The 14,040-nt window shown below is 46.3% G+C and carries 6 protein-coding genes; 4 read left to right on the top strand and 2 right to left on the bottom strand.

The window, feature by feature from the left end:
• Nucleotide 1 precedes the first annotated feature (1 nt).
• Both ACJJI1_RS21885 and ACJJI1_RS21880 read left to right on the top strand, forming a co-directional pair.
• Nucleotides 2-436: a type 1 glutamine amidotransferase family protein gene (locus ACJJI1_RS21885; protein WP_444958013.1), complete on the top strand. Its 435-nt coding sequence runs from the start codon at nucleotides 2-4 to the stop codon at nucleotides 434-436.
• Nucleotides 437-696: 260 nt separating this feature from the next.
• On the top strand, nucleotides 697-1,041 hold the full coding sequence (locus ACJJI1_RS21880; RefSeq protein ID WP_444958012.1) for a type 1 glutamine amidotransferase family protein: 345 nt from the start codon (nucleotides 697-699) through the stop codon (nucleotides 1,039-1,041).
• 1,539 nt (nucleotides 1,042-2,580) lie between these two features.
• Here ACJJI1_RS21880 and greB read toward each other — a convergent pair.
• Together greB and ACJJI1_RS21870 are read right to left on the bottom strand one after the other, a co-directional pair.
• A complete protein-coding gene (gene greB, locus ACJJI1_RS21875) occupies nucleotides 2,581-3,081 on the bottom strand; it encodes a transcription elongation factor GreB (RefSeq protein WP_444958011.1) in 501 nt (166 codons plus the stop codon).
• A 39-nt stretch (nucleotides 3,082-3,120) separates the two neighbouring features.
• A complete protein-coding gene (locus ACJJI1_RS21870; RefSeq protein WP_444958010.1) occupies nucleotides 3,121-5,067 on the bottom strand; it encodes a S9 family peptidase in 1,947 nt (648 codons plus the stop codon).
• A gap of 261 nt (nucleotides 5,068-5,328) precedes the next feature.
• Between ACJJI1_RS21870 and ACJJI1_RS21865 the strand changes: the two genes are divergently transcribed.
• A complete protein-coding gene (locus tag ACJJI1_RS21865) occupies nucleotides 5,329-6,183 on the top strand; it encodes a beta-keto acid cleavage family enzyme (protein WP_444958009.1) in 855 nt (284 codons plus the stop codon).
• 464 nt (nucleotides 6,184-6,647) lie between these two features.
• Complete coding sequence (locus ACJJI1_RS21860; RefSeq protein WP_444958008.1) at nucleotides 6,648-14,033, top strand: FG-GAP-like repeat-containing protein; 7,386 nt, start codon at nucleotides 6,648-6,650, stop codon at nucleotides 14,031-14,033.
• Nucleotides 14,034-14,040: the final 7 nt, after the last annotated feature.

Below are 14,040 nucleotides of genomic sequence, written 5' to 3'. Positions count from 1 at the left end.
CATGGGAAAAATGGTAAAAATCTGTAGCCTTATCTGCTCTATGATAATTCTTGTGATGGGCTTTATTACACCTTCACAAGCAGCTGATACTAAGCGGATACTAATCGTTGCTTCTAATCTTCAGGATATGGGTGATCCGGAGAAGCACGATGCAAGAAATAATTTGTGGGAGTACGCTCCGCCTTACCATATTTTTGTTTCCCATGGGTATGACGTGGACTTTGTTTCGCCAAAAGGTGGAGTGGTCCCGTTTATGATGGATCCACTGGGGATTAGTAGTTACACCATCAAACATGAAGGTTTTTTAGAGCGGGCAAATAGTTCACTAAAGCCTGAGCAAGTAGTTATAGAGAATTATGCAGCTGTTTATATCGGTGGAGGCTATGGAACCTTATTTGATGTGGCATCCAATCGTGAGCTGCTAAGGAGCCTCTGAATAACTCCGTAATGCCTCTGCGGGTCTTGAAGGCTGCAGATGTTAGGCGCAGCTCGCCGCGAATGGCCGTAGCCCTTTGCAAGAGCTGCAACACAGCAGCTGTGGCCTTCAAGGCCCGCCCTTCGGGGCTTGCAGAGCGATTCACACTCCGCGTTGCGACTTCTTGAAAGGTCTAGACATTCCTGCGAAGCCGCGCCTTGATTGTGAACCGCTCTGCATGCCAGAGGTATCACGGAGTTATTCAGAGGCTCCCTAATATTATGGGTGGGATTTACCAGAAAGGGGGAGTTGTGGGCAGCTGTGGCCATGGGGCAGGTGCGTTTGCTGATGTGAAACTGAAAGATGGCCATTATATGGTAAAGGGCAAGAAGGTTGCCGGTTTCCCGGATTCCACAGAAAAAGAGAAGTCTTGGGCTAAGCAGGGTACTTTATTACCGTTCTTGGTAGAGGAACGCCTTCGAGAGAATGGAGCCATTATTATTAATAAGGATAACGTTGCAGATAAGCATGATGTCATATCCGATCAGCGTATTGTTTCTACAATGTTTTTACCTTCTTCTGCGCTGGTTGCAAAAGAAATGCTGAGTTTAATCGAGAGCAACTAAATTGCTCCAGTACTTTATTGTGTATTTGCTCTATCGTTAGGCAGTCATTCTGCGGGTCAAGCTCTAACGAGTTTGGCCTCAATGCGACCAATCTCTACCTGTTAGTCTCAATATGCTATAACGCGGGTAACCAACTCGGGATCACTCGATCGCCCTGTAGCTAAATCTTGTCTCTGCATATTTATCTACCATTCTTTCTAAAGGGAACTGAAATCGGCGGCAGTGAATATGCGTCCATTTATTGTATTAATAATATCGGTAACTTTGGGGAAGCTGGCCTATGTGTTTAGCCCCTCTCTGGGGAACAATGTAATAGTGGCCTTATTGGCTCTATTGGGTGCAGTTCCCTATTTGTTAATGCCGATTAGATCCGAGTTTTTCAGGGTGCAAATTCTTCAATGGGCTAAACAGAATAATATTGGCGTTTTGAGACTCGAGAGTAGGGGGTTTTCCAAAGGACGATTGTTTTGGCGTGTATCTGATGCGCAAAGTGTCTTCTGTGTTACCTCAAGAGAAGTCACTTACTGGGTGGCCTGCGGCTCATGGCTGCTGGGTTCTTATAGTCGGAAGCTAATCATATATAAAGAGGTTGGGGGTGCCTTGGATTTGATTGCAGCATTTGACGGAGATAGTTGCCAGGCTGAGTGATTCTGATCGGTGCTTACTGAACTAGAGGGTTTGATTTGATAGCAGTAATGTGAATATAAATGTATTTTTGCTTGCGATTCATTATAAGAAGCAACCTATCTCGATAATTCTGTAAAGGATTCCCAGGCTGAAGAGCAGAAAGTTGCTGATCTAAAGCAGGATATCAAGAATTTACAGGCAGATATAAAATCCCTGACTGTCGGCATCGTTACGCTGGATATTGCCGATGCCACTGCTATCTCCTTGGGCACTGTTGCTTCTATCGTGGCTTTTCCTGAGGGCTTGTTGAAATGGTTTGTGATGGGGCCGGCGGCTGTTATGGCATCAACCTTTATTGTACTGGATACTGCAAAAATTGTTGCCGATCAAAAGAGTGTTCAGGATCAACAGGCGAGATGGACCCGATCACTGTTGATGTGTCCACTTTACAAATGTTGTCTCAGAGCTTTGGACAACTAGCAGAAAAAACTAGTAAGTTGAAGATAAGTTACAGGCCGTATTACAAGAGCGGCAAACACTTGAAAGTGATGTTTCCGGTGAGATAAGTGATATTCAAACTGCGATCTCTGATGAAGAGGGGCAAAACTATATAGCAGTTATTATTGATCTCAGTGAGGCGGTGGTCGAGCGGAATATGCTTATTTCCAAGCGGGAAGCCTGTTTGTTGAGCTCAACGTGAACAATGCAGATTTGAAAATTGGAATGAGTTCCGAACAGGTTAAATCTGCTTTTTCTGCTGGAAGCACTGTTGGTGTGATTCAGTATTATAATAATCTCTGAGAATATTTTTGCAGTTTAGTTTTGAAGGCTTATTCCTGTGGAATAAGCCTTTTTAATTACGCGGCCGCTAAATTGAACTCCCAAACTAAGTGTTTGAGAGCGCCAAGATCTCTATTCCTCGTAACGAATGTCAGTAATATAAAAAGCCTGCCACTTTTCCCCCTGACGGATATCCACTTCATCATCGAGCTTGCGCCCTAATAAGGCACGGGCAACGGGGGAGTCCATAGATATCAAGCCTGCTTTTACATCGAATTCATCGGGTCCTACAATGCGGTAGCAAACGCTCTCTCCCTCATTATCTTCAAGCGTTACCCAGGCCCCAAAAAAAACCTTTTCCTTATCGTCTGGTATTCGATCTACAACAGTGATCTCTTCCAGGCGCTTGGTTAGAAAGCGCACGCGGCTGTCGATTTCCCGCAGTCTTTTTTTACCGTAGATATAGTCTGCGTTTTCCGAGCGATCTCCCAGCTTGGCGGCGTCGCTAACTGCCTGGGTTACCCGGGGGCGCTCCTCCTCCCAGAGGTGCTTAACTTCGGCGCGCATACGCTGCGCGCCCTCTGCGGTGATGTAGCGGGAGCCGCGTGGACGCGGCGGTCTCCATCTTCCCATAGTATTTTTTTTAACTCTTTTTAATGCAATATTATTTAATTATAGGTTTTCGATGGTAATTCCCGGGCCGGGTTCCGCGAGCGGGAAATTAAATATGCGGCTGTAGAATTCAAGCTCTCCCTCCAGTGCCAACTTGATGCTGTCGCCACTGCGGAACCCATGCCCTTCATTGGCAAATGTAATATAAGACACCGGAATGCCACGCTCCCTCAGGGCATCCACCATGGTTTCGGCTTGGTTGGGTGGTACTACCTTGTCCTCCATGCCCTGGAAGAAAATTACGGGGCAATTCAGCTTTTCCACATCGTTAATGGGTGAGCGCTGAAGGTAGATTTTTTCTGCGGAAGGCCAGGGTCCTACCAGTTTATCCAGGTAGCGGGACTCAAACTTGTGGGTGTCTTTGGCGAGGCTGCTCAACTCCCCGATTCCATAATGGCTGGCACCTGCTTTAAAGGTATCGTGGTAGGTCAACGCTGCCAGGACTGTGTAACCGCCGGCACTACCACCTTTGATCAGCAGGCGGTTGGGGTCGGCGAGCCCATCTTCTACGAGGTATTCTGCACCGGCGCAGACATCTTCCACGTCGTAGATGCCCCATTTATCGGCGAGGCGGTCCCGATACTTGCGGCCATAGCCGGTACTGCCGGAGTAGTTTACGTCCAGAATGGCAAATCCCCGGCTTGTCCAGTATTGAACTTTTAGGCTGAGGCCTGCTGATGTAGCGCCGGTGGGGCCCCCATGACTAAATACAATCAGCGGTGGCTTGTCGCCACTGGGTGCTTGGAAGTTGGGGTTGTGGGGTGGGTAATAAAACCCGTGTACTGCGCGATTATCCACTTGGAAAGTGACGGCTTGAGCGATGGAGAACAAATCGGTTGGCAGCGAGCTGCTATTGCTACTGGCAATCTGTTCCGTTTTACCCGTCTTTTGGTTAAAGCTAATAACAGCGGGAAAGCTCTCTGCACCTGCGGCAATCATCACCCCGTTGCCATTTTCACAGTGCAGGCTTTCGATATCACAATAAGGCTGGGGAAGAGTTTGATGCTCTCCGCTTTTTATGTCGACCTTTCCAAGGTGCCAAGTGCCATTCTGGGTGTAAGTACAGAGGATTTCCGTGGGGCTAATAAAGCCGTAAGTGGACATTCCAAATACCCACTGTGGTGTGGCGAATTCTGCTTCTTTTTTCCACAAGGGTTCGCTTTGTCCCAGCCTATATAGGTTCCACCAGTTGTTGCGATCAGAGACATAGCAGAGTTCGCCCTCAGGAGACCACTGGGGCTGAAAGACGGATTCATTCTCACCGCCGGCTACTTGGGTGACTTCACTGATATCCCCCATCTGATCGAGTTTGGCGATACAGAGCTCTGTCGCGTCCCAGGGGAGGTTAGGGTGGTGCCAGCGCAGAAATGCGAGTCGATCACCGGCCGGATTCAGGGTTGGGTTCGAATAAAAGTCTGCCCCCTCCTGAAGGATTGTCGGTGAATTAGCCAGTGGGTTGTTTAGGTCTACCGCGATAATGCGCGCACGGGGTTCCTCGCCCTGCTGGTGGCCACTGGCATCTTCCTCGACACAAATTAATCGATTTCTCAGAGGGTCGATAATCAGATCGGCGTAGCGGGAGCTATTTTCTGCGGTGATTGCTTCGGGGATCGCATTGTCGAGCTTCATGCGATAAATGCGCTGATCTTCTGCCAGTACGAAATAGGCGGTGTCACCGTGAACAAGGTAACTGCCGCCTCCGTATTCATGGGCTTTGGTGCGTACGGCGATTGGGGCGGGGGTGAGATCTCTGCGCCCATTCTTTGGACAATACTGCACCAGTACATTCCTGCCTTTTTCAGACGGGCGGGACTCCAGCCAGTAATAGCGGCCATCTACTAAATTGGCTTCTGCCAGGCGAACGCTGCCCTCCACGAGAAGTTCTGCGTTGATTGCAGATTTCCAGCTGCCGTAAGGGGCGATGGTTGGAGTGATAGTCTCGCTCATGAGGTACTTACTTCCTTATTGGGTTTTTCGCATTCTGCCGAGATGAATCCGGGGAAACAAGGTGCCTTGGCGGGGGCCCTATGATAGTCTCGTATAACCAAGCAAGCGCTTGGTGCTGTATTTTGTCGATGCACTATCCAGAATCAGCTCTTCCACTCGCTCTGGTCCTTTTACGATCAGTTGGTGTTGTAGGAGCGGCGCTCAACGCTGGATAGCCCTGTAAACAGCGGCCTTAACAAAGATAATTCAGGAGAGCCAGCGATGTCTGATGAAGTGGTGATTACTTGCGCCCTAACCGGAGTGCTTACCAACCCCCAGCAGCACCCGGTCCCAGTAACCCCCAAGGAAATGGCGGAATCCGCCCGTGAAGCCTACGATGCGGGGGCTTCCGTTATGCATGTTCATTTCCGCGCGCAAGAGGAAAACAAAGGCCATTTACCCACCTGGGACCCGCAAATAGCCTTGGAAATTGCCAATGCAATTCGCGATAAATGCCCTGGCGTTATTCTAAATTTTTCAACTGGCACTATCGGACGGGATCAGCAAGGCCCCTTGAGTTGTGTGCGTGCCGGTAAGCCGGAAATTGCCGCCTGTAATGCGGGAAGCCTGAACTATTTAAAGGCGCGATCCAACGGCACCTGGGCTTGGCCACCCATGGTATTTGATAATCCGGTCGATAAGGTAGAGGAGCTGTTGGCAGTTTGTCGGGAGACCGGTACCCGCCCGGAATTTGAGTGCTTTGATATCGGTATCGTTCGCTCTGTGGGAATGTATGCGGATGTAGGGATGGTGGATAAGCCCAACTACAACCTGGTGATGGGAGTGGCTTCAGGTATGCCTGCCGATCCCGATTTGCTGGAAATTATTCCAAAATATATGAAGCCCGGCAGCTTATGGCAGAGCACAGTGATCGGCCGTGAGGAAATCTGGCCGGTGCATCGCAAGACTGCAGAATTGGGCGGCCATTTGCGCACAGGAGTTGAAGATACCTTTTACTTGCCGGGAGGAGAGCGAACTTCAGGGAATGGTCAATTGATTGAGGCTCTTGCGGCTGTAGCTGAAGAGACAGGGCGAAAGGTGGTGTCACCGAGTCGGGCGCGAGAGATTTTTTGTTGAGATTGGTTTAATTCTGCAAAATAGCCCGGCACTGGGTCGGGCTATTTTGCACGCTGCGCGCACCTCAGCTGGGACGACAATTTAAGAAATAATAGGGTTATCTTAAAATTGTCGAGGCTCTCGGTATTTCTAATTCTTGGTGGTTTATCTGAAACTGTTAGGGCCAGCCGCCGAGGTAAGTTTCAGAATGCAATCGGCTCTCTTCAGAAGTTAGTGATAATGTTGTCTCTGATTGCTAAAAATTGATCAATCTTAAGTCGCAAAGAATTACTGCCCCCCAAAGTATAGTTTCTAGTAAACGGTTGTTTGGAAGTTACAGGCCTCTTCAGGAAATTGATTAGGTTGTGGCCGAGCACGATCTATCCTTATTCGTAATGCCGTGATTGGCACAACTTTGTTGACTTTGATAGTGCTTTTGTACAGAATTCGCTCCATTTTTTATATCCTATGGGTAAGGAAGTCGGATGTTTGCGGTGCGTACTGTTGTTCCGAGCGGCAATATAACTGTAAGGTTTATACTGTTGTTGGGTGTGTTGTTGATGTCATTTTGCGCACATGCCTTTGACTCGACCGGGAAAGCAATTTACACCAAGGATATCGACGGGGATGGTGAGCAGGACTACTATATTGTTGGTCGTGAACGGTATCTGATATTACATGGTGAAATTCCTACTCCGATTACTTTGCCTCCTAGCCCCTCTTATGTAGTTTATGCAGATGGTTTAATTGCCCCTTTTACGGTGTCTGATAGTGAACTGTTAGGGTATACACTTCTTACAGAAGGGGTTGATTTTTATTATGGTGATTTTGATGGCGACTCTATAACAGATACGCTTTTTAGGAACCAATATGCAGATGGTTCCCCGTTTGTTCTGACTGGCGTAAATGGTGAAGAGGTTCCAGCAAATATCGTCGCATTTCCGTCATCTGACAATTTGTCAGCTTTATTGTCTGATACTCAAAATAGATTTTACATAGATGATATAAATTCAGATGGTCTTGATGACCTAGTTTTACAACCTGATGAAGTTTACTTAGCCTATACAGCTTATCTTTCTGATGGGGAACTACCCAAGTTAGAGCAAGATATTATATCGAGCGAGATGCAATCCGCAACCATTGCTGGTAGTTCTGCAGGTCAGTTTAGGGTCAACGAATCAGGTAGCGCTACTTATTCATTAGCAATAGTAACTGGAGTAGGTACCGCCGGTGTTGCCCCCCAGTTATCCATTAATTACCAAGGTAATAGTGGTAATGGCTTATTAGGGAAAGGGTGGTCTATAGGGGGGCTGTCAGGTATAACTCGTTGTAGGCAGACCCTTGCTACAGATGGGCAGGCTTTACCTATTAATTTCACTTCTTCAGATAGATTTTGCCTGGATGGACAGAGGCTTATTAACGTCTCTAATAAGGTTTATGGCTCTGAGGGTGCTGTGTACCGCACGGAGATTGATTCCTTTATCAAGGTTACTTCATTTGGCAGTTTAGGAGATGGGCCAGCGTATTTTACCGCCGAGAGAAAAGACGGCTCTACGAGCTGGTATGGTAATACAGCTAACTCCCGAGCAACTGCAGATGGTTCTGATGAAAACGTTGTTTCGTGGTTACAGAACGAGTTTCAAGATAGTGTTGGCAACCGAATTGAGTTTGAATATGAAGGTGATGCGAATACCGGCAAGCGTGTTCATGAAGTAAGATATGCTTACGGAGCGGGTGATAATGCCGCAGCTGTACAGTTTACCTATACCCCTAGACCTGACTACCTGGAAGCTTATACCGCTGGGCACTTGTTTAAAACCACTAAGCGCCTATCTAAGATTACCTCCAGTTCAGATGGTAGTACCCTTCGCGAATACAATATTAGTTATCAGTTAGTAATAGATGACCTGTCTAAAAACCAAGTCTCCCTAATTGATGGAATTCAGGAATGTGTGGGTAGTAACTGTTTGCCCGCCCTCACTTTCGATTGGTCCCAGTATGACCTGAGCTATGGCTCAGCCAGTGGTACGGTAGACTTTACCGCTAACAGCAGTAGGTCGTTGAAGGATTTCCAGGTTGGCGACTTCGATGGTGATGGATACCAAGATGTTGTTTGGTTGGAGCTGGATGTTGACAGTGAAAGTGATCAAGATCACCAGGTCAAATATGCTCTCTCCAATGGGGTGCGATTTGATCCGACAACTTATACTAATGGTAAGAGCTACTTATATTCAGGGGCCAATGCCGACGAGGATATCAGCATTGGAGTGCTTGATTACAATGCCGATGGCCGCTCAGATATTGCTGTATATGATGATCGCTATGCCAGTAAAACTTGGCATGTTTACCTGTCCACATATGTTGGCTCTCAGTGGAGGCTATCATCCAATGGTATTGACACGGGAGTACAAGAGCCTGATGGTGTCTTTGTTGATGTAAACTCTGATGGGCTTTCTGATTTGGTGGTTTTAAGTGGGGATAGCCTGCGTGTGTATCACCTTGAAACCGGATCAGCCCCGATTACTTCAGACTCCTACTATAAATTTGGGGATCCTAAAAGTTACTCTATTGATCTCCCATCCAATAGGAATATAAATAGGATTACTAATACACCATTAAAAGCTGCATCAGCAGATTTTAATGGTGATGGTAATGTCGATATAATGGTCGCTTTACAGAGGCCTTCAGTTAGCGGGTGTAAAGACGATCGTACTAATAGATCTGTAGACTTGGATATTTGCCTTGATGAGAATGGAGACATAAAAGAAGGGTATTCCTATACCTATACAGCATCGCATTCTGGACATGCGATATATGTTTATAATTCTGAAACAGATAGCTACGATCTCTTTGACAGTCTTGGGGGATACCCCATGGAGTCTCATGTTGCCGCTGACTTTAATGGCGATGGGCTGACAGATTTATTGTTGCATGAATCCTCATCAACAAGTGTTTATTTGAGCACTGGCACTGAAATGGTTGAGGTTACTCCCAGTAGCTTCGCTTCAGAGGATGCAGGGGTATTGGATTTAAACCAGGATGGAAATCTGGATGTCTATTGGCCAGATCATGATTCTGGAGTATTGAAAGTTGAGCTTTGGGACTCTCAGACGTCGAGCTTTGCCACTACAAAGTCAGTAATCTCTATACCTAGTGACGAAGATTACACATATATCTTTGTTGATATTAATGGTGATAACCAGCCGGATTTTCATAAAATTACAGACGGAGGAAAGCTGACTTCCTATGTCTCGAATTATGATAGTTCTGCAAGCCGGGATATTCCCAGTAAAGTAATTACAGAAATTGATAATGGTTTGGGGAATGTTACCAATATCTCCTATAGTAATACGGTAGATGCTGGGTTCTACAGCCGCCTTGAGATGTCTGAATCTGTAAATGGAAAAGAGTGTACCACCACGCCTACCGAATACGATGAGAATGGATTGGAAATTCCCGGGGCCCCATATTGCTATCTAACGAAAACGGCAAATCCCAATGATTTTTATTCTGAGCTCAACGGCCCTTGGGCGCTGCCGGAGGAGAGCGTTACATTAGGAAAAGACACTCCAGTTTTAGATGTTTTGATACCAATGTATTTGGTTTCTAAAGTTGAGAGCACTTCTCCTTCCGCAAGTGTATCCCCGGGCTCTGTTGATTATTCAGCAATGAATGCAATTTCCTACGAGTATTCGCAAATGAAATTGCAAGCCGCAGGGCGAGGAATGCTTGGCTTCCGAAAAATTTCTACCACTGATGAGCAGACTGGCGTAGAAACATCCACTTACTATCGTCAAGATTATCCTTTTATAGGAATGCCCCTGCAGACTGAAGTCCGAACTGCATCCAATGCTTTGATTCGAAAAGCCGCGAATATCTGGAATTTACAGGGATGGAATGGTTCAAATACATCTGTGTTTCCTTATCAGCCTTATTTAGAAAATGTGATTGAGGAGATTTACTCGCTTGAAAATGATGGCACCTCACATGGCGACCATCTACAAACGGTAATGACTGAAAGTAGCTATGATAACGATGGTAATGCAACTTCAATAAAAGTCAGAACAGTTGATGAGGTATCTGGTGAACAGTTTACTAAAGAGACGCTCAATTGTTTTGGCGGAGTTATGGCTACCTACCCTAATTCTAGCTGCTCAACTGGGAGTGAATGGGAGTCTGAAAAAGGACGTTTAACCTTTACTCGAGTGATAAACAGTCGACCGGGGCTTACTGACCATGTGCGTGAATCTGAATTCTCTTATTACGATAGCGGAGAATTAAAAGGCCTATTACACACCGAAACTGTTGAGCCTAATAAAGCAGAACATAGATTAACAACGACTTATGAATATGATGATTTTGGTAATATTCAGAAAAAGACGTTTAGTGCTTCGGGTGAGCAAAGTCGTTATACGAGAACTGAATATGGTGCTTCAGGCCGTTTTGCAGAAAGGATATACAATAGCCTTGAGCATCTTACGGAGGAAGTGGTTAGCAGGAATTCATTTGGGGCACCTCTTCAGGTTAATGGCTTAAATGGATTAATAAGTTATATCACTTATGATGTTTTTGGGCGGGAGACGTATCGATATGATTCTTCCGGCGCTGATACAGAAATCCAATACTTGCTCTGTAATTCCGGGTGTATTGCTGGAGCTGAATATAAAGTTATAAAGAGCAGTAGTACTGGTGCAAATGCTACGGAGTATATGGATGCGCTTGGGAGAATAATCCGCACAGAAATTCAAGGCTTTAGTAAAACTATCTATACGGATCAGGAATATGATGATCTGGGAAGGGTCAAGTATGTCAGCGAACCCTATTTCGCCGGTGATGGTACCCTATGGACACAGACAGGCTATGATCTTTTAGGCCGCCCAGTTCATATTAGTGCACCAGATGACTCAGAGTTATCAATAAGTTATGACGGTCTTGAAGTTGTTACTGTTAATGATAAGGGGCAACAAAAAACTGAACGAAAGAATGTTCTCGGTGAGCTGGTGGAGGTTGTCGATGCACTCAGTGGACGTATTACCTATGAGTATGATAGTCAGGGCAATCTGGGCAAAATTCACTCTTGGGGTTTAACAAACTCTTCTGGTAATCATATTGAGGAAAATGATGGCTTGACTTACCCCATTTCGGTCGTGATTGATTACGACGATCTTGGGCGAAAAAACAGTATGAGCGACCCTGATAAAGGTGATTGGTCTTATACTTATACCAAGTTTGGTGAGCTGGAAACCCAGACCAATGCAAATGGCCATAGGGTTGAATTTACCTATGATCCCCTAGGTCGAATGAAAACTCGTATCGATCTTGAGAATGGATCTACAGTTTCTGCCAATGTCACCTGGCAATACGACTCTGCCAACAATGGTGTGGGACAGGTAGAGCTGGTTGAGGATTCTGTTAGTGGCTACCAAGTGCTCTATCAGTATGACGATATTGGCCGAAATACCACGCAGTTGGTGGACTTTGATGGTAGCGGCTCCCAAGTATCCTATGTTACGACCACAGAGTTTGATGAATTTGGGCGTATTTACAAAGCCTACGATGCCCTCGATGATTTGTTGGCCGGCGGCCAGTCAGGTATTGAAAATCACTATAATGATTACGGCTATCTTGACAAAATTACCGATCTTGCTTCAGGTGACTTAATTCAGCAAGTATTGGAACAAACTGCTCGAGGACAGCTAAAGAAACAATTGCTAGGTAATGGTGCAACCAATAGCTACGGTTACGATAGCAAAACCGGGCGGCTCCTTAACCAGTCTTCCGATGTACTGGGTGTATTTGGTGTTCAGAACATCAGCTATAACTGGGATAGCTTAGGAAATCTGATAAGTCGTCATAACCAGAGTGGGGATAAAGACCTACGTGAAAGTTTCTGTTATGACGATCTTAATCGCTTGGTAAAGAGTCATATTGGCGGTAATGATTATAATTGTTCTGGCTTGGCCTCTTCTGGCCAGGACTTGCGTTACAACGCTATTGGCAATGTCATTTATAAGGCTGGTGTGGGTGATTACGCCTATGGAAACAGTTCTGGTCCCCATGCGGTCACTTCTGCCGGAGGTGTCGCCTATCGTTATGATGATAATGGCAATATGACTGCCGATGATTTTGATGGTGGCCGGGATATCGATTACACCACTTTTGATAAAGCGGAGCGTATAGAAAAAGGAAACCATATTACTGAATTTCTGTATGGTACTGAGCGCTCCCGCTATTATCGTAAAGATACCAATAATGCTACAGGGGAAGTGATTGAAACTTGGTACCTCGGTAATATTGAACGTATTGAAAACTCGTCCAAGCCTGGGGAGATTCAGTGGAAGCGCTATCTTGCCGGCACAGCAATTTATACCTTGACTACAGATGCTAGTTACGCTGTCCAGTCAACTGAGAAAGTATTCCAATATTTGGATCACCTGGGTTCGATAGATTTGCTGACTGATGATACTGGTGAGGTAATTCAGCAGATGTCTTTCGATATTTGGGGGCAACGTCGAAACAGTACAGATTGGGGTGGCTTGAGCTTATCGTCCTTGGCTGAGTATGATACTGATAATACAACGCGCGGATATACCGGCCATGAGATGCTGGATGCGGTTGGCATTATTCACATGAATGGCCGTATCTATGACCCTCGATTGGGGCGGTTTATGCAGGCAGATCCTTTTGTTCAGGCTGCTGCGGATACACAGATGTACAACCGCTATTCTTATGTGCGCAACAATCCCCTGAATGCCACGGACCCCAGTGGATATTTTCTTGACATTTTGGAAATGTCGTATGTTTCTGCTCGATTAAATAAACCAATTACTAGTTTATTTGCCGAAAGTCCTGAGTTTACGGCGGCGTTGCAAATTGTAGGAACGGCAATCAGCGCTTATTATTGCGGTCCCTGCTCAATTGCTTTTTCCGCTCAATTCTCGACGGATGTAGCCTATGCGAGAACTGGGGATTTTGGACAGTCCTTAAGAGCAGGCGCAATCAGCGGAGCCAGCGCAGCGGCCTTTTATGGGATTGGTAGCGCTTTTCAGGGAACTTCAGGTGCTGGTGCGGGAGCTGCCCGGATTGCTGCCCATGCAATGGTGGGAGGTATTACTGCTGAGCTTCAAGGTGGTAAGTTTGGTCACGGCTTCTTAGCCGCAGGGTTTAGTGCGGCAGCTTCAGCTAGCGGTATTTTAGGTGAGCCAGGAACTTTCACTCCAGAAGGGATTATCGGCTCAGCGGTTATTGGTGGGACAGCCTCAGCACTCACAGGCGGGAAGTTTGCCAATGGGGCAGTTACGGGGGCGTTTAGTTATACGCTTAATCATGGATTGCACGGGGAAGAGGGCAATACACAAAAGGGAGCGCCTATTTCAAAAGCTGAATATGCTTTGTTGGAGGGAGGAGATTTTTTAGGCTTCTGGCGGTCTAGGTATTTAGCTGGTGACCCTGTCGCAAGGACTGCTTTAACCGGTTGGGGCGATCCTGATTTCGTTAGTGCCAGCTGGTTTGAGCGATTTTCAGCAAATCATACTTGGAGTGATTTAAGTTCTTATATTGCGGAGAATGGTTTGACTGTCTCAATGGAGCAAATAGGCTTGGAGGTGGCAGTAGCCCATGCAGCTTCGGTAATGGGAGATGCTTCAGGAGTTCATTATCTATTAAGCCCTCAGCAAGTTGCCGACTATCATTATTCAGTCTTTAATAATCATGGAATTCCTAGTCATATATTTGGCGGAACTCACCAGATAGGTGGACATTGGTATATACCTAACATCAATGTACCAGTTGCTGGGGGCTGGGGGCCAGCAATGTTTGGTGCGAATACATACAGTGGGCTTTGGTGTGAAGGCTGTGACTCAGCGCCGTAAGGAGTAA

This window comes from Microbulbifer maximicatervae (SeqCode) (assembly GCF_052467065.1).
This window is presented reverse-complemented; position numbering and strand designations above follow the sequence as displayed.

Coding starts and splice junctions, on each gene's coding strand:
- ACJJI1_RS21885 (WP_444958013.1), top strand. CDS start 2: ATGGGAAAAATGGTAAAAATCTGTAGCCTTATCTGCTCTATGATAATT.
- ACJJI1_RS21880 (WP_444958012.1), top strand. CDS start 697: ATGGGTGGGATTTACCAGAAAGGGGGAGTTGTGGGCAGCTGTGGCCAT.
- greB (WP_444958011.1), bottom strand. CDS start 3,081: ATGGGAAGATGGAGACCGCCGCGTCCACGCGGCTCCCGCTACATCACC.
- ACJJI1_RS21870 (WP_444958010.1), bottom strand. CDS start 5,067: ATGAGCGAGACTATCACTCCAACCATCGCCCCTTACGGCAGCTGGAAA.
- ACJJI1_RS21865 (WP_444958009.1), top strand. CDS start 5,329: ATGTCTGATGAAGTGGTGATTACTTGCGCCCTAACCGGAGTGCTTACC.
- ACJJI1_RS21860 (WP_444958008.1), top strand. CDS start 6,648: ATGTTTGCGGTGCGTACTGTTGTTCCGAGCGGCAATATAACTGTAAGG.